Raw genomic sequence first — 26,711 nt, forward strand, 5'->3', positions numbered from 1 at the left:
ACGTCAATACGCGGCGGACCGATCCGCGGCGCGCCGCGGACATGCAGAGGAGGAGCACGAATGAGACGCTTGACCACGGTGCTGGCTAGTGCCTGCGCCGCGGCGCTCTTTGCCGTCATGACCGTGGTACTCGGATCGCCGGCCGTCGCCGCCACCCTGGTGGAGGTGACCAGCTTCGGCAACAACCCGGGCAACATGCGGATGCACGTCTATGTGCCGGACTCGCGCCCGGCCTCGCCTGCGATCGTGGTTGCGATGCATGGCTGCGGCGGGTCCGGTCCCGGCTTCTACCAGGGCAGTGAGTTCGCTTCGCTGGCGAATCAATATGGCTTCATCGTCATCTACCCGACCGCCACCCAGTCGGCAGGGTTCGGCAACTGCTTCGACACCTGGTCAAACGCGGCCAAGCAGCGCGGCGGCGGCAGCGATCCGGTCTCGATCATCTCGATGATCGACTATGTCAAGCAGAATTATCAGGGAGACCCGAACCGGGTCTACGCCACTGGAAGCTCGTCCGGCGGCATGATGACCCAGCACATGCTCGCCGTCCACCCGGACGTGTTCAAGGCAGGGGCCTCCTTCATGGGTGTGCCCTTCAACTGCTTCGCCGGCGCCTCCGACTACCCGCCCGGAAGCAGCAGGTGCACCGGCGGGAGCATGGACCGAACACCCCAGCAGTGGGGCGATGCGGTCCGCCAGGCGTACCCGGGATTCTCCGGCACTCGCCCGCGCATGCAACTGTGGCACGGCACCGCCGACACCCTCGTGCCCTACTCGCTGCTGCGAGAGTCGATCGAGCAGTGGACGAACGTGTTCGGGCTGAGCCAGACTCCGACCAGCACCGACACCCCGCAGGCGAACTGGAACCGCAGCCGGTACGCCAATCCGTCCGGCACCGTGCAGGTGGAGGCGTACAGCATCCAGGGCGCCGGGCATGCTCTTCCGCAGAGCGGTATGGCCCGCTACGCCATCGAGTTCTTCGGCTTGACCACCAGTCCGACCGACACCACGCCGCCGACCACGCCAGGCACGCCGGTCGCGTCCAACGTGACCGCCACCAGTGCCACGCTGACCTGGACCGCGTCCACCGACCAGGGCGGCTCCGGCTTGGCCGGCTACAACGTCTACCGAGAGCAGGGCACCACCGACCCGCAGCTTGGCCAGTCCACCACCACCTCGATCACCCTGACCGGGCTGAGTGCCAACACCCAATACCAGGTGTACGTACGGGCGCGTGACGGCGCGGGCAACCTGTCGGGCAACTCCGCGCCGGCCACCTTCACCACGGCCGCCACCGGAGGCGACACCACGCCACCGACCGCCCCTGCCGGACTCACCGCCTCGGGCACCACCACAACCGGAACCAGCCTGACCTGGACGGCCTCCACTGACGACACCGGTGTGACCGGCTATGAGATCCTGCGCGCTCCCGGCGCGACGGGTGGCACGTTCGCCCAGGTCGGCACCTCGGCCACGACCTCGTTCACCGACACGGGCCTGTCTGCGGACACCACCTACCGCTACCAGGTCCGGGCGCGCGATGCCGCCGGTAACGTCTCGCCGGTCTCCAACACCGTCCAGATCACCACTCAGGGAGGTACGACCGGCGCCTGCTCGGCCACCCCGACCGTGCAGTCCCAGTGGGGGAGCGGGTATGTGATCCAGCCGCTGACCATCACCAACACCAGCACCTCGACGATCACCAGCTGGACCGTCACCTTCACCCTGCCGGCCGGGCACACCCTGACCGGCTCGTGGAACGCCACCGTCACCACCAGCGGCCAGACCGTCACGGTCAGAAGCGTCAGCCACAACGGCACGCTCGCGCCGGGAGCCAGCACCACCAGCTTCGGCTTCCAAGCGAGCAGGCCCAACGGCAACACCGCCCTGCCGTCCGGCTACACCTGCGCCTGACCACCAGCCTCACGCGGTACGGAGACATCGCGAGCAATGATCGAAACCCGTGGATCTGCCGGGGAGGGGGGTACCTTCCCGGATCATCCGATGATGGTTTCGGGATAAGGCCGATGTTGGCGCGTCGGCCGGGAAGGCACACCCGTGCCGCTTACCGCAGCGCCCGAGTTTCCCGCTGACGACCTCGACGCTACGGCGGGCGCCGCCTCCCTGCACACCTAGTCCGGACATGAAAGGTCCAGACACGGAGCGTCGAAGCTACTCAGGAGATGGGCGAACGCTTCAAGTCCCCCCTCGGACACCAACCAAATCCCAATGGGATTTACCAGACGGTGCGGGATCGAGGTTCACCTCGGCCCGCACTTTCTTGTTCTGGGATCGAATTCGGCGCGCAGGCCGATGCTTCGATAGACGTCGCTCTTCCGCTCCGCGGTCCCCTCCTGCAGGGTCTTTACCATGTCTCCCAGGTTCTCGATGGTACGCACCTGGCCGGTCATCGCCCTACCCTCGCCGGACAGCAGGAACAGGTAGTACTGCGCGATCTCCTGGGGCCGCAGTGCCACCCCAAGCGGGTTCATCGCCCGCACTCTGTCCGTCAGAGCCCCGGGGTCTTCGTCCCCCGCCGCCGTACCGAGTTCCTCGCCCTCCAGGCCGCGGCCCTGGCCCACCGGCCCGCAGGCCTCGCCAGTCCGGCCTCCGGCCTCGCCGGCCAGGTCCTCCCTCGGTCACGGACCGTGGTCGTCGACCTGTGCTGCGGCTCGGGCGCGGGGGGCGCCGCACTGGACCGGGCCGAACTGCACGCCGTCGACATCGACCCGGCCGCCGTCCGGTGCGCCCGCCGCAACCTCGCCGCCGCCGGCGACCGGGTGTACGAAGGCGATCTCTACGAGCCGCTGCCCGCCGGGCTGCGCGGCCGCGTCGGCGTCCTGGTGGCCAGCGCCCCCTACGTGCCCACCGAGGCGCCCCCCGGAGGCCCGCGTCCACGAGCCGCGGACGGCGCTCGACGGTGGCGCGGACGGTCTTGACGTCGTGCGGCGGGTGACCGCCGCCGCGCCGTATTGGCTGGCCCCGAGAGGTCTCCTGCTGGTCGAGACGAGTGAGCGCCAGGCGCCGGAGGCCGCCGAGATCTTCGCCCGCAACGGCCTGATCCCGCGGGTGGCCGGTTCCGACGAGCTGGACGCCACCGTCGTCATCGGGACCAGGTCCCCCTCCTGAGCGGGCGGGCACCCATCGATACCGGGCGAAGACGTGTGTGTCCGCTCATCGGCCCGGCGAGCCACCGCCCGCTTCGCGTGGTGGGGCCTCCTCACCGCGCGCCGAGGGCCCCGACACCGGCTCGGCGCGCGGTGAGAGGATCAGGACCGTCGGCGGCAGCCCTTGACCGCGACGACGTCGATCTCCACGAGGATTCCGCCGAGGTTGGATCCCGCGGTCGTGCGGGCCGGGCGCGGTTCGTCGAAGAACTCGCGGTAGGCCGTGTCGAAGCCGTCCCAGTCGTTGTCGACGTCGGCAAGGTGCGCGGTCACCTTGACGACGTCCTGCAGGTCCGAGCCCGCGGCCTCCAGCGCTGCGGCGACGTTGCGCAGTGTCTGGCGGGTCTGCTCGGCGACGTCGTCTCCGACGATCGCCCGGGTCACCGGGTCGACCGGCCCGAAGCCCGCGGTGTAGACGAGGTCTCCGACGACGACGGCCTGGGAGTAGGCGCCCCGCGGGGGCGGGGCCTGATCGGTGCGGATACCCGCCTTGGTGTGTGTCATACCTGAAATCCTCTCGGTGGCCGGTGCTACAGCACCAGGGAGACCGCGCTCTGGAAGCCGTTGCCGCCCGATCTGGGAGTGCTGGACCAGCGGTTGCCCGAGGTCGCGCCGTTGTTGGCGTAGATCGACAGTCCGCCTGAGGCGTCGCCGACCACCAGGTCGGGCCCGGAGCCCCCGGTCACGTACCCGAGGCCGAGCGTCCGCGTTCCGCTCCAGTTGCCCGGAATCACGATCGGATCGGTTGAGGCGCCGGTCGGGAAGACCCACAGGGACCCGTCGTTCTCCAGGTCGACGAGGTCGGCGATGCCGTCGTGGTCCACGTCGCCGAGGGCGAGCCGGGTGGCCGTCTGCCAGTTGCTGCCGACCCACGCGCGCGGTGCCCACGGGAAGGCCGTGGTCGATCCGTTGCCGGGGTAGGCGTACAGGTCGCCGCTGTTGTCACGTCCGATGAGGTCGGCGCGGCCGTCGCCGGTGACGTCTCCGGCGATCAGGTGGTTGAAGATGTTCCAGCCGGTTCCGCCGAAGTAGCGGGTGGTCCAGCGCAGGCCGGTCGTGGACCCGTTGTTGAGGTAGATCCACAGGGTGCCGTTGGAGAGGCGCTTGTCAACCGCGAGCACGTCCTGAAGGCGGTCGCCGTTGACGTCGGCGAGGAGAATCTGCGAGGCGAAGCCCCAGTCAGTGCCGGCACTGACCCGGTCGGGCCAGGGATTGCCGGTGGCCGCCTTGTTGTTCGGCAGCAGCCACAGGTCGCCGTTGCGGGCGACATGGACGATCAGGTCGGGCTTGCCGTCGCCGGTCACGTCGCCGGTCACGACGTCGAGCGCGTACTCGAAGCCGGTGCCCGCGGCGAAGCGGATCGTCGGCGACCACATCGAGCCCGCCGTGGCGTTCTGCCAGGGATGGATCCACAGGGCGCCGGAGGGGTCCCGCGAGATCACGTCCGGGCGCCCGTCGCCGGTGACGTCGGCCATGGACAGCCGGTCGGTGCTGCTCCAGCCGCCGGTGCTCCCGTACACGATCGAGGTCCAGAAGTTCGACGTGGTCGACCCGTTGTGCGGGTAGACCAGGAGTGCTCCGGTGGCGTCGCGGACGACGATTTCGGGTTTGCCGTCGCCGGTGACGTCGTCGAGCATCATCATCTGGGCGAGGTTCCACCCGGTGCCCGACCAGATCGGAGACCGGGTCCACGGGTTGGAGGTGACCGAGCCGTTGTTCGGGTAGACGTAGAGGGTTCCGCTGGCTTCGTGGGGATTGCGCGCCAGTAGGTCGGGTCTGCCGTCGCCGGTGACGTCGCCGACGAGGATCCGGTCGACGATGTTCCATCCGGTGCCGGCGGCGAAACGGTTGGGCCACGGGTTCGCCGAGCCGGAGCCGTCGTTGGGGTAGACGTACAGCGTGCCGTTGTTCGCCGAGGGGTCGCGCACGATGACATCGGCGCGGTTGTCGCCGGTGACGTCGGCGACGATGAGGGTATCGGCGAACTCCCACTGCGGCGGCGTCGCGGTGTAGGTCGTCTCCCACGGGTTGGAGGTGGTGGCCCCGTTGCCGTTGTAGACGCGCAGCGCTCCGGCGTCGGCGCCGGACAGCTGGGCGACCAGGTCGGCCCGGCCGTCGCCGGTGACGTCGTTCGCGACCGGCGCCGGGGGCGCGGCGGCGCGGGACGCGTCCGCGCGGGCGGTCAGCTCGGGGGCCGTGGCGAGCACCTTGGCTCGGAGGCCGCTGACATCCCACTTCTTGGTCTTGATCTTGCCCGGCTTGCTGGGCTTACCGGATTTGCCGGAGTGGTAGGGCTCGGTGGGAGCGGGGGTGGGCCGCTTGCGGTCGTCGCCGGGCGCCGCGTGCGCGGCCGGGGCGACGGTGAGGACCGCGAGGGCGAGGGCCGAGGCGACCGCGGTCGCCCGTATCGACATCTTCATCAGAGCACGATCCTTCGGCCGGTGCGGTACTTCTTTCCGTTGACGGTGATCCACTTCAGGTCGGGCAGCGGCGGTGTCTCGACCACCACGTTCTTGGGCTTGTGGTGCCAGTCGCCGCTGTACTCCACCTTGAGGGTGTCCTTGTTCTTGCCTTCCAACTTGAAGCGCAGCGTGACCGGGCCGAACTTGGTGGGGACCTTCTCGAAACGGGTCTGCTTCTCGGCGGAAAGCCACTCCAGCGGGCAGAGCCGCAGCAACTGCAACTGGTCGGGGACGAGGCTGTCGTCGATCACCGAGTGGAGGAGGCACCAGGTGATGATGGGGTAGGAGAAGAGGTTGCCGTAGATCGCGTTGCGGTGCTCGCTGGAGATGTAGGTGTCCTGGGAGAGTCCGCCGGTGAGCAGGCCGTACAACCCCTCGATGAAGGGCGCCCGCTCCCCCAGCTGCCAGGTGTGGAACATGTTCCAGCTGTAGCAGGGCTCGGCCGAGGACTGCTCGTGGTCGAGGATGGCGCGGTCCAGCGCGTTGTGGTGTACCGGGTCGAACAGCTTGGTGTTGGGGCCCACCCGGAAGAACTCGACGAACGACTTCATCATCGGGTCGGAGGCCGGCATCAGCCCGGCCCACACCGACATCAGCGCGCCGGTGTCGAGCATTGTGAAGGCGTCCCAGACGCCCTCGCCCGCGAACTGCGGCCGGAAGACCGGCCACTGCTTGCCCTCGGCGTCGGTCCACTTCGCCGACCGGTCGGCGAGGTCGCGGACGGCCTGGACGAACGTCGTACGGAAGGTGTTCGCGAACGTGGCGAACTCGCCGGCACGGGGGTGCTTGATCCGCTGCAGGAACTCGACGGCGGAGGCGAGCCCCTTGTAGGTGAAGCACTGGCTGATGAAGCCCTGGGTCTCGACGCCTTCGTCGGTGGAGTGACCGGGGGGCATCAGGCCCTTGACGCCGCTGTGGTTGGTGAGCGCGCAGGCCTGGACGATGTACTCGCACGCCTTGACGATGACGTCGGTCCACTTGGCGATGAACGCCGGACGGTTGGTCAGCAGCGCGTGCACCGACAGGATCTCCAGGATCGCGCCGTGGTCGCTGATCCAGTCGATGGCCTGCAACGTCTTGGGGGTCGACAGGTACCCCGGGTAGGAGCCACCGGCGAAGACGGCGCCCGGCGGGGTCCGCGTCCCCTGGGTGGCCTTGTAGATCTCGATGTGGTTCTCGACGACGTCGTGGTAGCCGAGCCGGTCCATGAACATGTGGCTGACCATGGAGGTCGGCGTGCTCCACAGCACGTCGTAGGCGTACGAGCCGGACAGGAAGGTGAACAGCCCGGTGTCGGGACTCTTCTCCGCGACCACCTGGGCGAGTTGCGGACCGCGGCGCATGACCTGGTTGACGTAGTTCTCCGGGGTGTCGACGACCGCGATCGTCGGCGCGTTCTCCTTCCAGAACGCCTGGCACTTGGCGAGCGCCGCGTCGCGGCCGAGCTCGGCCTCGGCCTTGGCGTCGGCGAGCGGCGCGGGGATCATCGGGATCAGCACGTCGATGTGGGCCCCGACCGTCGCGGGCAGGCCGAGCCGCAGGTCGTACACGCCCTTGACCTTGTTCTCGGTCATGGCGATGGAGCCCTTGTCGGCTGTGGTCACCATGACCTTGACGTTGCCCTCGGCATCGGTGATGGGCACCGTGATGGGCTTGCCGGTCGGGTTCCACACCCGGCCCATCGTCAGGCCGGTGGGGATCGGCGCCGTCTGGGGGAAGACGGTGAGGGGCACTCCGTCCTCGTCCTGGTACGGCCCCGCGGGCTTCATGTACGACCCGCTGAGCCAGAGCTGGAACACGAAGTCCTTCACCGCGCTGACCGGGTCGACGTGGGTGACCTCGAAGCGGGTCCAGGAGTACAGCGGCTCGGTCGCCGTCTGGACGGTCTGCTCGCCCGGGACGTGCGCGAAGACCGATTGCTTGATGACCAGGCCCTCTTGGCGGCGGTGCTCGGTCCACAGGACCGGGGCGTCGCTGTCCTCCTCCCAGCCCTGCTTGCCCTGGCCGAGGTCGTCGTCCCAGACCTCGTACTGGAAGGCGGGGAAGGGCTGGAAGCCGCCGCCGCGCATGGGCATGACGACGGTCGTCTGGAAGTTCTTCCCATGCCAGGGCTGGGTGTTGGGCTTGGCCGCCAGGACCCAGCTGGGGTCGCAGATGAGCGCGCCGTTGTAGACGACGTTGAACCGGAAGAGGTGGCCCTTCCAGCCGATGGGCGTCCAGACGTTGCGCTGCGCCGGCCACCAGTGCTTGGAGCGCTCGACGTTCGGCTCGGGGTCGGTCGCGGCCAGGGGGGTCGGTACGAACGTGTCGGCGTGCGCGGCCGACAGTCCGGTCAGGGGGGCCGTGGCGGCCAACGCGCCTCCGGCGACGACGGCTCCGCCGGCCATCTGGAGCATTCGGCGCCTGGATGGTTCAGTCACTTGGACAGCCTCCTCGAACGGCACTCGCACAGCGTCGGTGCCGGACGTGACGACAGGGGGGGTAAGGAATTTTCGCTATCCCGAAGATATGTTCGGAGTATCGATAATAGAAAACTGTGGCACTGGCATCCAGGAAAGGCAAGGGGGTGCGTCACGGGAAGTGACAATTCGCCCGTGATGGGATTTGTTAGACGGACAGCATGAAACTCACACTCGGCGGTGTCAGGATCCGGCGGCGGGCGGCACCCTCACCGGACCGCCGTGCCGTCCGGCAGGCCGAGCAGGGACAGCTCCGCGCGGGTCGGCGCCCCCTCCCAGTCGCCGCGCACGGCGACCGCGAAGGCTCCCGTGGTGATCGCCCGCGCCAGCCGCCCGTCCGGAGGCAGGCCGTCCAGCAGCCCGGAGAGGTATCCGGCGACGAAGGCGTCGCCGGCGCCGATCACATCGACGGCGGTGACGGGCCTGGCCGGGAGGCTGAGCGCCTCGCCGGCGGTGAACACCGTGGCGCCGGCCGCCCCGCGCTTGACGACGACCTCGGCCGCTCCCCCGGCCAGCAGCGACCGCACCCGGCCCGCCTCGTCGTCGCCGGGCGAGGCGAGCGCGAGCTCGTCCTCGGAGGCGACGACGATGTCGGCCTCGGCGGCCAGCTCGGTCAGCACCCGGCGGGCCCGCGCCTCGGACCAGAGCCGGCCGCGATGGTTCACGTCCAGGCAGACGCGCGCGCCGGCGGCTCTGGCCAGGCGGACCGCGGCGCGCACGGCCAGCGCCGTGCCCTCGCCGAGGGCCGGGGTCACCCCGGTGACGTGCAGGATCCGCGGTGGATCCGGGAGCGCCGCGAACGCGCCCTCCACGTCGGGGACGGAGAGCCCGCTACCGGCCGAGCCGTGCCGGTGGTAGTCCACCCGCGTCACCCCGGTGAGACGCTCTTCGAAGACCACGATGCCGGTCGGTGCCGGGTCGGTCCGTAGCGCGTGGACGCCGACCCCCTCCGCGCGCAGCGTGCGCCGTACGAGCTCGCCGAACTGGTCGGGCCCGACGGCACCGACGAACGCGACGTCGTGCCCGAGCCGGGTCAGGCCGATGGCGACGTTGGCCTCGGCGCCCGCGACGCTCATCCGGGCGGTCCCCCCGAGCCTGACCTGGCCGTCGGCCCGCAGGCAGACCATGGCCTCGCCGAGTGTCAGAACGTCAGGCATCTCGCCCCGCCAGCCCTTCGTTCCACGCCGCGGCGAAGGCGCCCGCGCGCTCGGTGATCGCCCCCCAGCGTCGGGCCGCGACCAGGTCCGCGGAGACGAGCGCGCCGCCGACGCCGACGCCGACGCACCCCATCCGCGCGTAGGAGGCGACGTCTTCCAGGCCCACCCCGCCCGTGGGCAGCAGGGGCACGTCGTCGAGCGGTTCGCGGACGGCCCGCAGATAGCCGGCGCCGCCGAGGGCGGAGACGGGGAAGACCTTGACCGCGGCGGCGCCGTGGCCCCAGGCCAGGTCGATCTCGGTCGGGGTGAGCGCGCCGCACGCCACGGGCACACCCGCGGCGCGGGCGACGCCGAGGACGTCCGGCATGGTCGTGGGGGTCACCAGGAAGCGGGCCCCCGCGGCGATCGCCGCGTCGGCGTCGGAGGCGGTGCGCACGGTTCCGGCCCCGACGAGGATGCCCGGGTGCGCACTCCAGCGGCGGATCACGCCGAGGGCTCCGGGGGTGGGCAGGGTCACCTCCATGACGTTCACACCGCCGCCCAGCAGGGCGGTCGCGATGGCGTCGTCGGGTTCACTCTCACGCAGGCGGATGATGGCTACAACGCCGGAAACGGTCGCTCCCGGGTTCCCTTGTTCAGCGCTCACGGGTCCCATCGTTTCGATATAGTGAAACTATTATCGGAATCTCAGAATATCGAACCTCGAGGGCTGGGGTCACGTTCCGATGAGCGGCCACCGACGCCGGTGCCGTGCGAGGCACGGGAACGAGAAGCACGGGAACAACGAGCAGAAAGGCAGGACTGGTCGATGTCTGATGGTGGCAGTGGGGTGGAGCGCCCGGCGTCTCCGGGTGTGGACCGCACGCTGACCGTTCTCGAACAGCTGGTGATGGCCGAGGAGGACCTCACGCTGACGGCGCTGGCCAAGGTGACCCGCATCCCGCTGGCGACCTGCGCGAGCATCGTCTACACCCTGGAGCATCGGGGATACGCCACCCGCAGGGTGGTCGGGCGCAGCCACTTCTGGCGCCCCACACTACGGCTCTACAGCCTGGCCAGCCAACTGGTCCGCAAGGTCGACCTGTCGCAGATCGCGACCGCCGAGATGCGGGCGCTCGGCGAGGAGCTGGGGATGCCCGTCCACATCGGGGTCCTGGACGGCGCGTCGGTGGTCTACGTGGCCAAGGCCGCGACCCCGGGCTTCATCCAGTTCGACACCTACCCGGGCAAGGTCGCGCCCTTCGACCTGACCGCACTGGGCCGGGCCATCGCGGCCCACCTGCCCGCCGACGAGCTCGCCGTCCTGCTGCCGCGCCTGAAGGCCGGACAGGGGCCACGGGCCAGGGATTCCAACCCGGAGGCGTTCAAGGAGCTGCTGGAGCGGGTGCGCGCTGACGGCTACGCCTTCGAGGACGAAGAGGAGCAGGCCGGGATCTCCTGCCTGGCCGCGCCGTTCTTCGACGCGGAGGGCCGGATCGCCGGGTCGGTCGGAGTGACCGGGTTCGCCCGCGACTTCGCCGAGGACAGGCGCGACCTCGCCGTGGCGGGCGTCGTCCGTCTCGGCATCGTGATATCCCGGCGGCTCGGATGTCGAACCGGGTCATTGCCATCCGAGCTCGTCGGCTCCTAGTATTCGGCGTATCGGAAATAATTACGATATACCGAAGGAAGCGTGATGGTGTCGGTAGCTCTGCGATGGTCCGAAACGGATCGCGACCGGCTGAGACGGCACCTGCCAGAGGCCGTCGTCATCATCCCCGTCGGTGCGACCGAGCAGCATGGGCCGCACCTGCCGACCTCGACGGACACCCTCATCGCCGCCGCCGTCGCCGACGGCGCGGCGGCGGCGGCGGCCGACCGCAGCGGCAGGCCGCTGATCGTCGCCCCCACGATCGCCTGGGGCGCGTCGGACCACCACCTGCCGTACGGCGGGACGCTCTCCCTGTCACCGGAGACGCTGCTCGCCGTGATCTGCGACCTGCTCCGCTCGATCGCGGCGCAGGGCGGGCGGCGGGTGGTCCTGCTCAACGGGCACGGCGGCAACATCGGCGTCTGCCACGCCGCGGCCGCCGCGGGTTCGACCCGCTTCGACCTGTCCGTCGCACACCTGGACTACTGGCGGCTCGCCGGCACCGAAGGCGAGCCGCCGGTTCCGGGACACGCGGGAGAGTTCGAGACCTCGATGGTGCTGGCCGTCCGGGCCGACCTGGTCGGTCCGCGCGAACCCCGGACCCGGGCGCCGGAGGTCCTGACCGTCCAGGACGTGGACCTGCACTCCGGGACGGTGTGGCGCCGGATCGACGGCTTCACCGACCGTCCCGAACTGGCCCGGGTCGGCGACGGCGAACGCCGGTTGGAAGACATCGTCAACCGGGCGGCGGACCGCCTGGTCGAGATTGCGAGCGTCCTTTGATCGACTTCCACACCCATACCCCCACGTGGCGCACCACCAGTTGGCTGGGCGGCGTCACGTTCGGCGCGGACGAGTTCGTCGCTTTCATGGACTCGGCCGGTATCGAACAGGCGGTGGTCCTCAGCCACGACGGCCTCTTCGACGCCACTCCCGAGGCCAACGACGACCTCGCCGCGTTCGTCGGACAGTATCCGCGACGGCTGGCCGGCTTCGGGACCGTGCACCCGCGCCGCGCGGACGCCCCCGAGGAGGTCGACCGCATGCTCAACCGGCTCGGGCTGCGCGGCCTGAAGCTGCATCCGTGGCTGCAGGGCTTCAGCATGCACGAACTGGCGCTCGACCCGATCTGCGACGTTCTCGCCCAGAGCGGCGGCATCCTGCTCAGCCACGACGGGACACCGCCCTACTCCACCGGCGGGCAGATCGCGGCCCTGGCGCGGCGGCACCCCTCGCTCCCGGTGGTCCTGGGGCACGCAGGCCTGCACGACACCTGGCGGGAGTCGCTCGCCCTCACCATCGAGACCCCCAACCTCTACATCTGCATCTGCGGAACGCCGCCCTACGCGGCGCGCGAGATCCTCTCCCGGGCGCCCTCGCACAAGGTCCTGTTCGGCACCGATGCCGGTCTGTCGGACCGCAAGAGCCAGGACTACGCGGTGGCCCGAGTGGCCGAGATCGACGGGTGGGGGATCACCGACGAGCGGCGCCGGGCGATGCTGGTCGACAACCCCCGCGCTCTGCTGGCGGCGGGGCGGTGAGGCCGACCGTCGCCGCGGTCCACACCGCGGCGATCAGCCTGGAGGTGCATCCGGACCTGGTCGTCACCGGCGCCAGGGGGACCCATGCCCGTTCGGACTTCCTGCTGGTCCGCGTGGTGACCAGCACCGGCGTCGAAGGGTACGGCGAGGTCAGCGCGACGCCGCTGTGGAGCGGCGAGGACGGCGTCAGCGCCGCTCACTTCATCCGCGAGGTCCTGGAGCCCGCCCTGGTGGGCCGGCCGCTCGCGCCGGTCGGCGGCCTGGAACTCCTGATGGACCGGCTGCTCGCGGGCAACCCGTTCACCAAGGCGGGCGTGTCCATCGCGCTGTGGGACGCGTTCGCCAGGACCCTCGACGTCCCGCTCGCCGTGGCGCTCGGCGGTCCGTACCGCGACGAGGTCCCGATCAAGCTCTCGCTGTCCGGCGACGGGGCGGCGCTGGACTCGGTCTTCCGGGCGGCGACGACGGCCGGATTCCAGGCGTTCAAGGTCAAGGTCGGCCTCGGCGTCGAAGGCGACGCCGCCCGGGTGTCCCGGGCCCGCGGGCTCGCGGGCCCCGCGGCCTTCCTGGGCGCCGACGCCAACGGAGGATGGACGCGCAGCCAGGCGGCCCGGGCGATCCCGGCGCTGGCCGAGCGGGGCGTCTCGTTCGTCGAGCAACCGGTCGCACCGGCCGATCTGGACGGCATGCGGCAGTTGCGGAGCCTCGGCCTGCCGGTGGTCGCCGACGAGTCTGTCTTCGGCATGGCCGACCTGACGGCGCTCGTACGGGCGGAGGCGGCCGACTGCGTCAGCCTCTACGTGGGCAAGAGCGGCGGCCCCGGCCGCGCCGTGGCCATGGGACGGCTCGCCTCGGCTTTCGGGGTCGACACGCTCATCGGCTCCAACGGCGAGCTGGGGATCGGCGCCGCCGCACAGCTCCATGTCGCCTGCGCACTACCGACGTTGTCGAGGGAGTTCCCCTCCGACATCATCGGCGCGCACTACTACGCCGAGGACATCCTCGCCGAGCCGCTGGACAGCGACGGCCGTCGCGTCAGGCTCGGGGATTCACCCGGACTGGGGGTCCGGCCGCGAGCAGATCTGATGAGGGAATTCCGATGATCGTCGATGTCCACGCCCACACTCCCACCCACCGCGACACGGTGCCACCCGAGGAGACGTGCGTCTTCACCTCCTGGCGCACCGACCGTCCCGTCATCACCACGAACACCTGGGCCGACTTCGACGACGCCATGTCCGCGGCGGACATCGCGATCGTGTTCAACATCGCGGTGGCCGACCCGGCCGCCGCGACCGGCATACCGCACGCTCCGGAACGGACCAACGACGCGACCGCGGAGTTCGTGGCGAACGACCCCGCCCGCCGCATCGGGTTCATGTCCGTCGACCCCACGTCCACCGACTGCATCCAGGAGGCCGAGCGATGTCGCGAGATGGGGCTCGTCGGCGTCAAGCTCGGCCCGAACTACCAGAACTTCGACCCGCTCGGGGAGCCCGCGCTGGCGTTCTACGCCTACTGCGAGAGGAACGCGCTCCCCATCCTCTTCCACCAGGGGGCCTCACCGATCCGCGCGGCGCCGCTGCGCTACACCTACCCGCTGGTGACCGACGAGGTCGCGCTGCGCTTCCCCGAGCTGCGCATCGTCATGGCCCACATGGGCCATCCCTGGGGGAAGGAGACCGTGGCGACGATCCGCAAGCACCCCCACGTCTACGCCGACGTCTCCTCGATCTATCTGCGGCCGTGGGTCTGCTACGAGTCGCTGCTCGCCGCGGTCGAATGGGGGTGCACGCACAAGCTCCTGCTCGGCTCGGACTACCCGATCGCCAATACCGGCGAGGCGATGGCGGGGCTGCGCGGCGTCAACAAGATCTTGGAGGGTACGGCGCTGCCGCGCGTGCCGTCCGAACTCATCGAGCAGATCATCCATGCCGACGCGCTCTCCGCACTCGGCCTGACCGTGGGAGAACCCATTGATCGTTGACGCGCACGTACGACTGGGGCGGGGACGCGAGGTCGAACTGGAGGCCGATCGGCTGATCTCGGCAATGGACGCACTGGGCGTCGACGTGGCGCTGGTGGCACCGGACGAACGCTGCATCGCCTACGACAACCGGACCGGCAACGAGCATGTGACCGCGGCGGCGGCCGCGTCAGGGGGGCGGCTGATCCCGTACGCGGTCGCCAATCCGTGGCGCGGCCGGGCGGCCGTGGACGAACTGGAACGTGCCAGGGACGCCGGTGCCCGCGCCCTCAACGTGGACAGCGTGCTCCAGGGGTTCGACCTCCTCGACGGGCTCCTGGACCCGCTGCTGGACTTCGCGGCCGAGGCGGGGTGGCCCGTCTACGTCCGCACCGGCACTCCCCCGAGCGCGCTGCCGCTCCCCCTGGCCAGCCTGGCCAGACGCCGGCCGGAAACGCCGTTCGTGATGGGCCGCAGCGGCGCCACCGACTTCTGGATCGACGCGGCACCGGCGCTGCGCTACGCGCCGAACCTCTACGGCGACACCAGCTACGCGCCGTGGGACACCGTACTGACCGAGCTGGGCCGGGATCCGGAGATCGGTCCGTCGCGGCTGGTCTTCTCCACCGACGCCCCCTACACGGTGCCCCGCTCCGAGCTGCGCCGGGTGCTGGACTGGCCGCTCGACGACGACGCGCGGCGCCAGGTGCTCGGTGGCACCATCATGCGCCTTCTGGGCCCCTCTCTCAGCTGAGCTCCCCTCTTCCCCCCGCGCCCTCTTGTCGCGGGGGGACCTGGGCGTCTATTGTTCCTATTTAGGAAAATAGTTTCGATATTTCGAATATAAAGCCTCATCAAGCCAGGAGGGCGAATGAACACCCAGACGAGTGCCTCTCCCACGCCGGCCTCCCTCAACGGCGACGGCCGCGGCGACGCCTCGGACCTGGTTCGGGGGATCTCGCCCGTTCTCGCGGTTCCGTTCACCGACGCCGGAGACGTCGACTTCGAGGGGTTCGGCCGGGTCGTCGACCACGTCCTCGGCACGGGCGTGACGAGCGCGATGTTCCCGGGGTTCGCCTCGGAGTACTACAAGCTCACCGAGGACGAGCGCCGCGAGCTGACCGGGATCCTGCTGCGGCGGACCGCCCACCGGAAGGACTTCGCCGCGATCGTCGCGGTGCAGGACCACACCACCCGGATGGCCGTCGCGCGGGCCCGCGAGGTCGTGGCCGCCGGGGCGGACCTGATCAACCTGCTGGCGCCGCACTTCCTCAACCCCTCGCGCCGCTCCCAGATCGAGCATGTGGCGGCGGTCCTGGCGGCGGTCGCGCCGACCCCGGTGGTACTGCAGTACGCCCCGAACGAGACGGGAAGCAGCCTCGACGCGGCCACCATCGCCGACCTGGTTCGCGCCCACCCGAACCTCCGGCTGGTCAAGGTGGAGTCCAACCCGCCCGGACGGCTCATCGGCGAACTGGCCGCGCTCGACCCGCCGGTGACCTCACTGGAGGGCTACGCCGGAGTGCAACTGCCCGACGCCTGGCGGCGCGGCGCGGTCGGCAGCCAGCCCGGATGCTCCTTCACCGAGATCTATGTCGAGATCTGGCGCCGGCTCACCTCCGGCGACGAGGCGGGCGGCGAGGACCTGCACCGGCGGCTGCTGCCGTACATCTCGTACTGGATGCTCGACACCGAGCTCATCATCGCCGCCGAGAAGCAGATCTCGTTCCGCCGGGGTCTCATCGACAGCGCCCACTGTCGCAAGCCCGCCCACGTGCTCGACGCCGAGGAACTCCGCCGGATCGAGGTGTTCCTCAACGAGTTCGCGGATCTGCTGCCGGATCTGTCCGGACGGAACTGACTTCCATCTGGAACCAAGTAATTGCGACATAAGCCTAGAAATATAGACATAAAACCCAATATCACTAAGAGTGGAGGTTTCCGTGACGAAAGTTATGCATAAGCTACTTGCCGGTTTAATCGTCGTTCCCTGCCTGGCTCTGACCGCGTGCGGCGGAGGTGGCGGAAACGACGCGAACCAGGCCGCCGCGAAGGCACCCGACGCCAAGAGCTGGCAGCAGGACATCAAGGGCGGGCCTATCGAGGTCGGCGTGCTCCCCGCCGTCGGCACCCCCTCCCTGAAGTTCCTGGAGGACGTCGCCGCCGGGATCGAGAAGGACCACCCCGGCGCCGACCTGAAGACGACCTTCGCCAACACCAAGGCGCGCCCGGCCCTGGAACAGAGGTGGCGCGCCGGCGACGGGCTGGACGTCGACTACACGATGTTCGACGGCACCAACCCGGCGCTGCTGGACTGGGCCGACAGCGGCGCCCTGCTCGATCTCAAGCCCTACCTGGAGCAGGTCGACACGACCACCGGCAAGCCGTGGCTGGACCAGTTCAGCCCGGCGGTCATGCAGTTCATGGAACACCCGGCGAACAAGAAGATCTACGGCGTCCCCTCCGAGCTGTCCCTGCAGGTGCTGTTCTACAACGCCGGACTCTTCAAAAAGCACAACATCACCCCGCCCGCCACCTGGGACGACCTGACCAAGGCCGTCGACGGGCTCAAGGCCGCGGGCGTGGACCCGATCGCGGTCACCGGCCTGTTCGAGCCCTACATGGGCATGTGGAGCGACAACATCTGGCTGCGCACCGTCGGATACGACAAGGTCCACGGCGTCCTCATCGAGGGCGAGGGGAACATCACCGACGACCCGGGATTCCTCAAGGGGCTGCAGATGCTCCAGGACCTGCGGGACAGGAAGGGCTTCCTCAAAGGGTTCGAGGGCACCGACTTCACCGCCGCCCAGGCCCAGTTCTTCCAGGGCAAGGCCGGCATGATCCTCATGGGCAGCTGGCTCGTCAGCGAGATGGCCGACGTGATCCCCGAGGGCTTCGAGCTGGGCGTCCTGCAGTTCCCGACCGTGACCGGCGGGACCGGCGACCAGGCGAGCATGCTCGCCGCCGCCCAGCTGATGTCGGTGTCGGCCAAGAGTGAGAACATCCCGCTGTCGCTGGAGTGGATCCGCCGGGTCACCAGCGTGGAGACCCAGACCCGCAGGTCCAACGAGATCGGCGAGGTCTCCGGGGTCAAGGGAGTGCCGAGCCCCCCCGGCCTGCCGGGCATCTCCGACGTCGTGGCCAAGGCCGACCGGCTCCAGGCGAGCTACTACGGCCTGCTGCAGTCCAAGGCCAAGGACGTCGTCTATCCCCAGATCGCCAAGCTGCTCTTCGGTAAGCAGGACGCCCAGCAGACCCTCGACAACCTCGACAAGGAACTGCGCCGGGTCTACGGCAACTGAACCCCCTCAACCGAACCCGCCTCCCGGGCTCCGTTCCCGCGGCGGGTATGAACCCCGGGAGGCCACATGCTCAAGGCGGCCCAGCGACGCATCATCGTCCCATTCCTGCTCCCCGCGCTCGCGCTGCTGGGGGTCTTCTTCCTCTATCCGCTGGTCAAGACGGTGGACCTGTCGCTGCACGAGTTCTCCCGCACGGGAACGATGCGGTTCGTCGGGATCGACCAGTACCGCCTGCTGGTGGACGACCCCGCCTTCTTCAACTCGCTCAAGAACACCTTCCTGCTCACCCTCATCGGCAGCGGCATGCTGTTCCCGCCCGCCATGGCGATCGCCTGGGCCCTGTCGCAGCGCATCCACGGCGAACGCTTCTTCAGGTTCGTGGTGTTCGCCCCGGTGGTCCTGTCGGTCGCCGTCGTCTCGCTGATGTGGAAGTTCCTCTACCACCCCACCCTCGGCCTGATCAATCCCGCGCTGGAGTCCATGGGGCTGGGCGCCCTGGCCAAGATCTGGCTCGGCGACCCCGCGACCGCCCTGGCCGCCGTGACGTTCGTGTCCGTGTGGCACGGCATCGGCATCTGGATCGTCCTGCTGTGCGCCGGTTTCGAGCGCCTGCCCACCGACGTCCTGCAGGCCGCGCGCATCGACGGGGCGGGCGAGTGGCGGGTGTTCCGCAGCATCATGCTGCCGATGATGCGCGACCTCCTGCGCATGCTCGCCATCCTGTGGGTGGTCCAGAGCCTGCAGACGTTCGCCTTCGTCTACATCATGACCGGCGGCGGCCCCTTCGGCTCGACCGAGACCGTCGGCACGCTGATGTACCGCGTGGCCTTCGACCGGGCCGAATTCGGTTACGCCGCTGCCATCGGCGTCGTGCTCGTGGTGGTCATGCTGACGGTGGCCAAGCTCCTCAACAAGGTGATGAAGCGCGATGACCTCCAGTACTGACCTGACCGAGCGCCCCGTGCCCGCCGGTCCCGCGGACACGCCCCCACCGCCCGCCCCCGCCCCGCGGTGGAAGGGCGTCTCATCCCGCCCCCGCGCGCCTTTCCGCCCGCACCACCTCTTCTTCTACCTGCTGCTCGGCGGGGTCGCGCTGTCCTCGATCAGCGCCTACGCCTGGGTCTTCAACGTGTCGATGAAGACGAACGGCGAGTTCATCTCCACGCCTCCCTGGCAGATCGCCAGCGGGTGGCGCTGGGAGAACTACGCCAACGCCTGGGACCGCGCGAACATCGGCCTGTTCTTCGGCAACAGTGTGGTCATCAGCGTCGCCTCGACCGCGGTCGGCGTCGTACTGGCCGTGTTCGCCGCCTATCCTCTGGCCCGGATCACCTTCAGGTTCAGCGGCCTGATCCTGAGCGCCTTCCTGCTCGGGCTGATGATCCCGTGGATGGTCACCTTCGCGCCGCTCTACCTGATCATGCAGGACCTCCGCCTCCTCGACAGCCAATTCGGCCTGATCCTCGTCTACGCCACCTACAACCTGCCGTTCAACGTCTTCGTCCTGGTCGGCTTCATGAAGACCCTGCCGTACGAACTGGAGGAGGCGGCGGCGATGGACGGAGCGGGCCCGGCCCGCACGTTCGTCTCGGTGATCCTCCCCCTCATGGGACCCGGGCTGGCGTCGGTCGCCATCATCAGCTTCCTGCAGAACTGGAACGAGTTCTTCTACGCGCTGCTGCTGATCCACTCGCCGGAGAAGATGCCCCTGCCGCTCGGGCTGTTCCAACTGGGTCAGGCCGCCGACTACGGCACCAACTGGGCCACGCTGTTCGCAGGGATGATGATCACGGTCACCCCCGTACTGCTCGGATTCGCCGTACTTCAGAAGCAGATCACCAAGGGCCTGACGGCCGGCGCGCTCAAGGGCTGAGCCGAGAGGCGAGAGAGGAAGATCCATGTCATCCGGTTCTCGGGACGCGGCCGCACCGCGCCGCGCGCTGATCACCGGCGCCGGCGGAGGCATCGGGGCGGCGATCGCCCGCGTCCTCCACGCCGAAGGCGCCGCGGTGATCGTCACCGACGTCGACCTGGACGCGGCGCGCGCGGTCGCGGACGGGATCGAGGACGCCGAGGCCGTCCACCTCGACGTGCGCTCGGAGAAGTCCGTCCGGTCGGCGGTCGGCTCGATCACCTCGCGCCACGGTCCCCTGAACGTCCTGGTCAACAACGCCGCCGTCTGCAGCAACATCGAGTTCGAATCGGTGCCCGAGTCGGTCTGGTCGATCGACGTGGACGTCGTCCTCGGCGGGGCGATCCGCCTGTGCCAGGCGGTCCTACCGGGCATGCGCGAGGTCAGGCGGGGATCCGTGGTCAACGTGGCCTCGGTCAACGGCCACCGCTACTTCGGCAACGACACCTACAGCGCCGCCAAGGCCGGGCTGCTCAACCTCACCCGCAGCCTGGCCGCCCAGTACGGGCCGTACGGCGTGCGAGTCAACTCGGTGTCGCCCGGTACGATCGCCACCCCGGCCTGGGAGGACCGGCTCGCGACCGACCCGCACGCCCTGGAAGAGGCGGCCCGGTGGTACCCGATGGGACGGGTCGGCACCGTGGACGACGTCGCCGAGGCCGTCGCGTTCCTGGCGGGCGACCGCGCCTCCTGGATCAACGGGATCGACCTGCCCGTGGACGGCGGCCTCCTGGCCGGGAGCCGAGCCATGGCGGTGGACATCGGCGCGGCCGTCGTCGACGCCGGCTGACCTCCGGAGCCCAGGCCGGGGCGGGGTTCGCCGGCCCCTCCTCGGCCCTGTTCTCGTACGGCCACGGCGAATCGTCGCAGCGGATCGCGCGGACTCGGGAGCCGTGGGAGAGGGGGTGAAGGCCGCCCCTCGGACGATCAGCGCCGCCGCAGTGACGGGTCGAGCAGCGCGGGCGGGGTGTCGTACTTCTCGTGTGCGGCGAGGTCGGTGCCGGGGGCGACGATCGCGTCGAGCACGTCGGCGGAGAGCACGGTGTCGGCGGCGGCGAGTTGCGAGTGCAGGTGGTCCAGCGTGCGGGGGCCGATGAGCGCGCTGGTCACGGCCGGATGCGCGGTCGCGAATCCGAGCGCGAGCTGGATCATCGTCAGGCCGGCCTCGTCGGCGACTTCGGCCAGCCGCTCGACGGCGTCGAGCCTGGCCCGGTTGGGCCGCCGAGGCGAGGCCCGGATGTCCCTGAACGAGAAGCCTGAACCCGTCCAACCAGACCGCACGCGGGCATATCGGAATGACCGACCTCTGCACTCGGTGAGTGCGGGCGCCGCTGTTATCGACACGAAAGGCCGCTTCCTCGCGATCAGGCGGCGCGACAACGGCGAGTGGCAGTTGCCCGGCGGTGTCGTCGAACTGGAAGAAGGCCCGTTGGACACGGTCCGGCGCGAGGTCCTGGAAGAGACAGGCGTCCACGTCGAGCCGATCCGCCTGACCGGCGTCCACAAGAACATGACGCTCGGCGTCGTCTCCCTGGTCTTTCTCTGCCACCCGGTGGGGGACGAGCCAAACCGACCGAAGAGGCGACGGAGGCCGCGTGGCTCACACTCGACGAGGTCTCGGCCCGCATGTCGGAAGCCTTTTCGATCCGCCTACTGGACGCACTCCGAATCGCCGACCCCGCCATCCGTACACACGATGGCGCACACGTGCTTGGGGTCGATTCGGTGCGATCGACTTCTGATCTCAGATGTCCGCCGAACCGGATCAGGCTTGGTCTCGGCACCCGGGCGGGGCCGTCACGGGAGTGGCACGCCAGCTTCCAGTGCCGCCGATGCCGGATGGCGGCCACTAATCGGCGATCGTCGTCATGGCCTGCGGTTTTTTGTGTCACGCAGGTGGAGTTTCCATCAATACCCCTGAACTTTCGTCCATGAGCGACAAAAGTTCCATGAGTTCGGCCGTAACATCTGGACAATTAGTACGTAACATTTTAAGCTCACACCAGAATGAGCCGTGCAGTTGGCGAAAGTTCGGGAGGTGCGGCCATTGAGAACGCAGCACCTCGCTCTTCGTCCCCCGCATGGCGAGGGGCGGCGCCGCCCGAGGTCGAGGCCGGGGAGCGGGTCGAACCATCGCGCGGGCGCGCGGTGGTCGGGCCGTAGCCGGAGTGACCGGGAGCCGGCCCCCTCGCCCACTCACCCCCCTCAAACGGCTTGGAGGTCGTCATGCGACTGCTGATCTCTCCCACCATGACCCGCTGACGGCCGACGCGGCACCCGAGGGTGCCGTGCCGCCGTCACAGGGGGGATAGCCGGGTCGGCGGGGGCGGACGCCGACCGCTCCTGCCGACCCGGTCCCACCTCCCCGTTTCCCCTCCTGTCGTCCCGCCCCCCTCGTTTCCTCCCCCTGCCGACCCGGTTCCGCCTCCCCGTTTCCTCGCGCCGTGGTCACCCGCGACGGCCATCTTCGTGATGCGCTGCGACGCGCTCGCCCATGCTCACCGAACGGCGCACCCCGATCACGCAGTGCTCGAAAGTGACCTGCCTCACATTTCCTGACAACAGCTTATTGACTGTTTTACCAATAACAGTCACAGTTTGTCCGAGCGACGTCGCCGAGGGATTCCCCACCTCTCCGCGTCGCCGGCGTGATCGGCGCACGCCCGCATGGACTCGTACCACAGGAAGCGAGCACCGCCGATCATGCTAAGAAAACTCGTCTCTTGCGTCGCCGTACTGGCGACGGCCCTCAGCCTGGCTCCCCCACCGGCGCAGGCCGCACCGAACACCACCTCGAACACCACCTCGAACGCGGTGGCGCTCGCGGCGCCCGGCTACACCCAGGTGACGCTCGCCAAGGGCGCGGCGGAGACCGGGGAGCCGATGGGGCTCACCGTCCTGCCCAACCGGGGCGTGCTGCACACCTCGCGCGACGGCACGATCCGCTACACCGACGTGCTGGGCAACACCAAGGTGGCGCTCACCATCCCGGTGTACACGCACGACGAGGAGGGTCTGCAGAGCATCAAGGCCGACCCGAACTTCGCGTCGAACCGGTGGGTGTACGTCTACTACGCGCCGCCGCTGTCCACCCCGGCCGGTGACGCGCCGGCCTCGGGGACGGCGGCGCAGTTCGCCCCGTTCAACGGGGTGAACCGGCTCGCCAGGTACACGGTGAACGCCGACCACACCCTCAACGCGGCCTCCGCGGTCACCGTCCTCGACGTCCCCACCAGCAGGGGCATGTGCTGCCACGTCGGCGGCGACATCGACTTCGACGCGGCCGGAAACCTCTACCTGTCCACCGGTGACGACACGAACCCGTTCGACTCCGGCGGTTACACGCCGATCGACGAGCGGACCGACCGTAACCCCGCCTACGACGCGCAGCGCACCTCCGCCAACAGCAACGACCTGCGGGGCAAGGTGCTGCGGATCAAGCCGAGCGCGGCCGGCGGCTACACGATCCCCTCGGGCAACATGTTCGCGCCCGGCACCGCGAACACCCGGCCGGAGATCTACGCGATGGGGTTCCGCAATCCGTTCCGGATGAACGTGGACAAGGCCACCGGCATCGTCTACCTGGGCGACTACGGGCCGGACGCGGGCACCGCGAGTGCCACCCGTGGCCCGGCGGCGTCGGTCTCGTTCGAGCGCATCACCCAGCCCGGCTTCTACGGCTGGCCGTACTGCTCGCAGTTCAACGTGCCGTACATCGACTTCACGTTCCCGTCGGGTCCTTCGGGCTCCGCGTTCAACTGCGCCGGCGGGCCGGTGAACACCTCGCGCAACAACACCGGCATCACCCAGCTCCCGGCCTCGCGCGCGGCCTGGCTGCCGTACGGGGTCGGCCAGGACCGGTCGGAGCTGTGCTGCGGAAGCTGGTCGCCGATGAACGCCCCGGTCTACAACTACGACGCCGGGCTCGCCTCCGACGTGAAGTTCCCGGCGTCGATGAACGGCAAGGTGTTCATCGGCGAGTTCGGGCGGCGGTGGATCAAGACGGTCACCCTCGCCTCGGGCGGCGGGGTGGGCGCGATCGAGCCCTTCCCCGCCTGGACCGGCACGCAGGTGATGGACATGGAGTTCGGGCCGGACGGCGCGCTGTACGTGCTCGACTACGGCACCGGCTGGTTCGGCGGCGACGCGAACTCGGCCGTGTACAGGATCGAGTACAACTCGGGCACCGGACAGGCGCCGATCCCGGTGATCAACGCCACCCCGAAGGCCGGTAACGCGCCGCTCACCGTGCAGTTCAGCTCGGCCGGGACGACGGATCCTGACGGCGACCCGATCACCTACGCGTGGGACTTCACGACGAACGGCAGCACCGACTCGACCGCGGCCAACCCGTCGTTCACCTACGCGGCCAACGGCACGTACACGGCGACGTTGACGGTGAGCGACAACACCGGTCGCAGCGCCACGGCGAGCACCGTCATCAGCGTCGGGCAGCCGACGGTCACCCTCAACCTGCCGCTCAACGGGCGGGTGTTCAACTTCGGCGACGCGATCCCGTTCCAGATCAGCGTCACCGATCCGAACTCCCCGACCGTCGACTGCTCCCGGGTGAAGATCAACTACATTCTCGGCCACGACAGTCACGGCCACCAGATGACCAGCGCGACCGGCTGCTCGGGCACCATCCAGACTCCCGTGGACGGTGAGCACGACGCCAACGCGAACATCTTCGGTGTCTTCGACGCGGAGTACACCCCGGCCGGCTCGACCACGGCCGTCCACGCGCCGCAGGCCGTCCTGCAGCCGCGGACCCGCCAGGCCGAGCACTACAGTGCCCAGCAGGGTGTGCAGGTCGTGGCCAAGCCGTCGGCGAACGGCGGCAACGCGGTCGGGCACGTCGAGAGCGGGGACTGGATCTCGTTCACGCCGTACAACCTGACCGGGGTCACGTCGTTCACCGCCCGGGTCGCGTCGGCGGGTGCCGGTGGCACGCTCACCCTGCGGGCCGGTTCCGCGACCGGGACGGTGATCGGCACGGCCACGGTCGCGCCGACCGGCGGCTGGGAGAACTGGGTCAACGTCACCGGCACGGTGACGCCGCCCTCGGGGACGACGAACCTGTTCCTGGTCTTCACCGGGGGGACGGGGTCGCTGTTCGACGTCGACTCCTTCACCTTCAACGGCGGCACGACGTCGACGAACCTCGCGCTGAACAAGCCGGCGACGGCCTCCAGTGAGGAGTCGGCCACCTACCCCGCCTCCGCCGCGGTGGACGCGTCGGCGACGACCCGGTGGTCCAGCGCGTTCTCCGACCCGCAGTGGATCCAGGTCGACCTGGGCGCCACGTACACGGTCAACAGGGTGCGTCTGGTGTGGGAGGCGGCCTACGGCTCCGCGTACCAGATCCAGACCTCGACGAACGGAACGACCTGGGCCAATGCCCGGTCGGTGACCGGCGGCAACGGCGGTGAGGACGACCACACCGGCCTGAGCGCCTCCGCCAGGTACGTGCGGATCCACGGCACCACCCGGGCCACGGTGTACGGGTACTCCCTGTTCACCTTCGAGGTCTACGGAAGCTGATCAACGGGGCGGGGCCGGTCACCCGGCTCCGCCCCGCCGGAGACGAGGGTCCGGACATGGCGGTGGCCCCGCCTCACCCCCCCAGGGGAAACGGGGCCACCGTTTTCCGACCGGACCCGCCTGAGCCGGGTGAGCGCACATCCGGTCGGAAAATCAGGTACGGCGCTACGCGGCCGTCGTCACGAGGTCAGCCCGCGCTGCAGGAGACCGTCGGCCAGGTCGAGTTACCGTTGCGCTGGATCGTCACACCCCAGTTGTTGCCGTTGCCGTTGGGCCTCGCGGTCAGCACCTGGGCGCTGGGGTAGTTGGCGCTGATGTTCCAGGTGGAGAGGATCTTCGCGGGGGACGGGACGTTCATCGTCACGGTCCAGTTGCTCGAACCGCTGACCGAGACGTTGAGGTTGTAGCGGTCACTCCACTGCTCGCCCGCGGAGAGCGACGCGGTGCAGCCACCGTTGCCGCCGCCGTTGTTGCCGCCGCCGTTGTCGCCGCCGGAGGAGCCGCCGATCGTGATGTTGGAGTTTCCGCTGCTCTGGTATCCCTCGGTGGCGAGGATCATGTAGTCGTGGCTGCCCAGGTTCATGCCGTTACGGGCCCACGCGTCGAAGTGGTTGCCGGAGGTTATGGTCCCGCCGGTCTTCTTCGACTGCCGGACGCTCCAGTACTGGTTGAACGTCTTGTTGCCCTCGATGGAGGGGGCGTTGTACCGCGTCGTCTGGTAGATGTCGTACGTGCCGCCGTCGCTGGTGACCGTGCCCTTGTACGTGCCGGTGGGCCGGTAGTTACCCCAGTTGTCGACGATGTAGTACTCCACGAGCGGGTTTCTCGTCCATCCGTAGAGGGTGAGGTAGGCGTTGCCCGACGGGTTGAAGCTGCCCGAGTAGTTCACGGCCCTGCGCCCGCCGGTGCGCCAGCCCTTGCCGGCGACGAAGTTCCCGGTGTTCCTCCACGAGGTGCTGTAGTTTCCGCCGGACCCCAGCTCCATGGAGACCGTGCCCTGGCTGTCGGTCCAGAACGAGTAGAAGTAGCCGCCGTTGTCGCCGGTCTGGTTGGTGGTGACGGCCGCGTGGGCCGGGCCGGGCAGTACCGCCACGGCGATGGCCAGGGCCACGGCGCAGGCACGGCCGACGAGCAGCCTGACGCGACCGCGTCCGCGCCTCTTGCGGGGGGCATCGTTCATGTGCGTGCTTCCTCCTCGTGAGGGCTGGGGCAGGCAGCGTGATACGACCCGGCGGGGCTCGCGGTGGCCGAGGGGACGTCCACCACGCGTTGGGGTCGTACAACGCGGCAGGGCTGGCCGGCCGTCGTACGGTCGACGGCCGGAGGACCAGGCCGCGCGGCGAGTGACCCGGATCGGCAGCGTTTCGGGCTGTCGATGGTGAGAGTGTGGGTTCGCCTCCGCCGAACTGTCAATAAGTTTCAGAAACATATCGGAAATCTGATCTTGCTAGAGCTTTGCCGATAGAACGTTTTGCCTGGTAGCAGAGATTGCGTCATCAGGCGAGGCCAGATTTCTCCATGAAAGCTTCTCCCTGATGATCAAATACAAGGCAGCGATTCCGAAACGT

General features: G+C 69.2%; 22 protein-coding genes and 1 pseudogene. 15 read left to right on the top strand and 8 right to left on the bottom strand.

Annotated features, from left to right (window positions below):
- The first annotated feature begins 60 nt into the window (after positions 1 to 60).
- The gene (locus AB0B96_RS12485; protein ID WP_362898155.1) at positions 61 to 1,914 is read left to right on the top strand and encodes a PHB depolymerase family esterase; all 1,854 of its coding nucleotides are present in this window, start codon (positions 61 to 63) and stop codon (positions 1,912 to 1,914) included.
- 347 nt (positions 1,915 to 2,261) lie between these two features.
- Here the strand turns inward: AB0B96_RS12485 and AB0B96_RS12490 are convergent, their stop codons facing one another.
- The gene (locus AB0B96_RS12490; protein ID WP_362898301.1) at positions 2,262 to 2,492 is read right to left on the bottom strand and encodes a hypothetical protein; all 231 of its coding nucleotides are present in this window, start codon (positions 2,490 to 2,492) and stop codon (positions 2,262 to 2,264) included.
- 24 nt (positions 2,493 to 2,516) lie between these two features.
- Between AB0B96_RS12490 and AB0B96_RS12495 the strand changes: the two are divergent.
- Positions 2,517 to 3,129, top strand: a pseudogene (locus AB0B96_RS12495) (putative protein N(5)-glutamine methyltransferase); the annotation flags it as partial.
- A gap of 140 nt (positions 3,130 to 3,269) precedes the next feature.
- Here the strand turns inward: AB0B96_RS12495 and AB0B96_RS12500 are convergent.
- From AB0B96_RS12500 to AB0B96_RS12520, 5 genes are all read right to left on the bottom strand, one after another.
- A complete protein-coding gene (locus AB0B96_RS12500) occupies positions 3,270 to 3,671 on the bottom strand; it encodes a Rid family hydrolase (protein ID WP_362898157.1) in 402 nt (133 codons plus the stop codon).
- Between the two features lie 26 nt (positions 3,672 to 3,697).
- Entirely contained in the window at positions 3,698 to 5,587 is a 1,890-nt protein-coding gene (locus AB0B96_RS12505) for a VCBS repeat-containing protein (protein ID WP_362898159.1), read from the bottom strand.
- Positions 5,587 to 8,049, bottom strand: a complete 2,463-nt coding sequence (locus AB0B96_RS12510) for a hypothetical protein (RefSeq protein ID WP_362898161.1) — start codon at positions 8,047 to 8,049, stop codon at positions 5,587 to 5,589. Before AB0B96_RS12510 ends, AB0B96_RS12505 begins: the two co-directional genes overlap by 1 nt.
- Before the next feature lie 248 nt (positions 8,050 to 8,297).
- Positions 8,298 to 9,245 (bottom strand): sugar kinase, encoded by a 948-nt coding sequence (locus AB0B96_RS12515; protein ID WP_362898163.1) that lies wholly within the window; start codon positions 9,243 to 9,245, stop codon positions 8,298 to 8,300.
- On the bottom strand, positions 9,238 to 9,891 hold the full coding sequence (locus AB0B96_RS12520) for a bifunctional 4-hydroxy-2-oxoglutarate aldolase/2-dehydro-3-deoxy-phosphogluconate aldolase (protein ID WP_362898165.1): 654 nt from the start codon (positions 9,889 to 9,891) through the stop codon (positions 9,238 to 9,240). Before AB0B96_RS12520 ends, AB0B96_RS12515 begins: the two co-directional genes overlap by 8 nt.
- Before the next feature lie 162 nt (positions 9,892 to 10,053).
- Between AB0B96_RS12520 and AB0B96_RS12525 the strand changes: the two genes are divergently transcribed.
- The 11 genes from AB0B96_RS12525 to AB0B96_RS12575 all read left to right on the top strand — a co-directional run bounded on the left by AB0B96_RS12525 (position 10,054) and on the right by AB0B96_RS12575 (position 20,389).
- A complete protein-coding gene (locus AB0B96_RS12525; protein ID WP_362898167.1) occupies positions 10,054 to 10,875 on the top strand; it encodes an IclR family transcriptional regulator in 822 nt (273 codons plus the stop codon).
- Positions 10,876 to 10,920: 45 nt separating this feature from the next.
- Entirely contained in the window at positions 10,921 to 11,658 is a 738-nt protein-coding gene (locus AB0B96_RS12530) for a creatininase family protein (protein ID WP_362898169.1), read from the top strand.
- A complete protein-coding gene (locus AB0B96_RS12535) occupies positions 11,655 to 12,416 on the top strand; it encodes an amidohydrolase family protein (RefSeq protein WP_362898171.1) in 762 nt (253 codons plus the stop codon). Before AB0B96_RS12530 ends, AB0B96_RS12535 begins: the two co-directional genes overlap by 4 nt.
- The gene (locus AB0B96_RS12540) at positions 12,413 to 13,519 is read left to right on the top strand and encodes an enolase C-terminal domain-like protein (protein ID WP_362898173.1); all 1,107 of its coding nucleotides are present in this window, start codon (positions 12,413 to 12,415) and stop codon (positions 13,517 to 13,519) included. Before AB0B96_RS12535 ends, AB0B96_RS12540 begins: the two co-directional genes overlap by 4 nt.
- A complete protein-coding gene (locus AB0B96_RS12545) occupies positions 13,516 to 14,403 on the top strand; it encodes an amidohydrolase family protein (RefSeq protein WP_362898176.1) in 888 nt (295 codons plus the stop codon). The genes AB0B96_RS12540 and AB0B96_RS12545 overlap by 4 nt, the downstream gene beginning before the upstream one ends.
- Complete coding sequence (locus tag AB0B96_RS12550; protein ID WP_362898178.1) at positions 14,393 to 15,136, top strand: amidohydrolase family protein; 744 nt, start codon at positions 14,393 to 14,395, stop codon at positions 15,134 to 15,136. Before AB0B96_RS12545 ends, AB0B96_RS12550 begins: the two co-directional genes overlap by 11 nt.
- A gap of 117 nt (positions 15,137 to 15,253) precedes the next feature.
- A complete protein-coding gene (locus tag AB0B96_RS12555; RefSeq protein ID WP_362898180.1) occupies positions 15,254 to 16,243 on the top strand; it encodes a dihydrodipicolinate synthase family protein in 990 nt (329 codons plus the stop codon).
- 94 nt (positions 16,244 to 16,337) lie between these two features.
- Complete coding sequence (locus tag AB0B96_RS12560; RefSeq protein WP_362898182.1) at positions 16,338 to 17,687, top strand: extracellular solute-binding protein; 1,350 nt, start codon at positions 16,338 to 16,340, stop codon at positions 17,685 to 17,687.
- Between the two features lie 66 nt (positions 17,688 to 17,753).
- Positions 17,754 to 18,632, top strand: a complete 879-nt coding sequence (locus AB0B96_RS12565) for a sugar ABC transporter permease (RefSeq protein WP_362898184.1) — start codon at positions 17,754 to 17,756, stop codon at positions 18,630 to 18,632.
- Complete coding sequence (locus tag AB0B96_RS12570; protein ID WP_362898186.1) at positions 18,616 to 19,560, top strand: carbohydrate ABC transporter permease; 945 nt, start codon at positions 18,616 to 18,618, stop codon at positions 19,558 to 19,560. Before AB0B96_RS12565 ends, AB0B96_RS12570 begins: the two co-directional genes overlap by 17 nt.
- Positions 19,561 to 19,585: 25 nt before the next feature.
- A complete protein-coding gene (locus tag AB0B96_RS12575) occupies positions 19,586 to 20,389 on the top strand; it encodes an SDR family oxidoreductase (RefSeq protein WP_362898188.1) in 804 nt (267 codons plus the stop codon).
- Between the two features lie 137 nt (positions 20,390 to 20,526).
- Here AB0B96_RS12575 and AB0B96_RS12580 read toward each other — a convergent pair whose 3' ends face one another.
- Positions 20,527 to 20,880 (bottom strand): aldo/keto reductase, encoded by a 354-nt coding sequence (locus AB0B96_RS12580; RefSeq protein ID WP_362898190.1) that lies wholly within the window; start codon positions 20,878 to 20,880, stop codon positions 20,527 to 20,529.
- Between AB0B96_RS12580 and AB0B96_RS12585 the strand changes: the two genes are divergently transcribed.
- Together AB0B96_RS12585 and AB0B96_RS12590 are read left to right on the top strand one after the other, a co-directional pair.
- Positions 20,837 to 21,520, top strand: coding sequence for an NUDIX hydrolase (locus AB0B96_RS12585; RefSeq protein ID WP_362898192.1), 684 nt, complete (start codon positions 20,837 to 20,839; stop codon positions 21,518 to 21,520). The genes AB0B96_RS12580 and AB0B96_RS12585 overlap by 44 nt on opposite strands.
- Before the next feature lie 782 nt (positions 21,521 to 22,302).
- A complete protein-coding gene (locus AB0B96_RS12590; protein ID WP_362898194.1) occupies positions 22,303 to 25,143 on the top strand; it encodes a carbohydrate-binding protein in 2,841 nt (946 codons plus the stop codon).
- A 187-nt stretch (positions 25,144 to 25,330) separates the two neighbouring features.
- On the opposite strand, the gene AB0B96_RS12595 is transcribed toward AB0B96_RS12590, so the two are convergent.
- Complete coding sequence (locus tag AB0B96_RS12595; protein WP_362898196.1) at positions 25,331 to 26,323, bottom strand: glycoside hydrolase family 11 protein; 993 nt, start codon at positions 26,321 to 26,323, stop codon at positions 25,331 to 25,333.
- Between the last annotated feature and the right edge of the window lie 388 nt (positions 26,324 to 26,711).

Origin of the sequence: Streptosporangium sp. NPDC049046 (genome assembly GCF_040649155.1) — a bacterium.
Taxonomy (GTDB): Bacteria; Actinomycetota; Actinomycetes; order Streptosporangiales; family Streptosporangiaceae; genus Streptosporangium.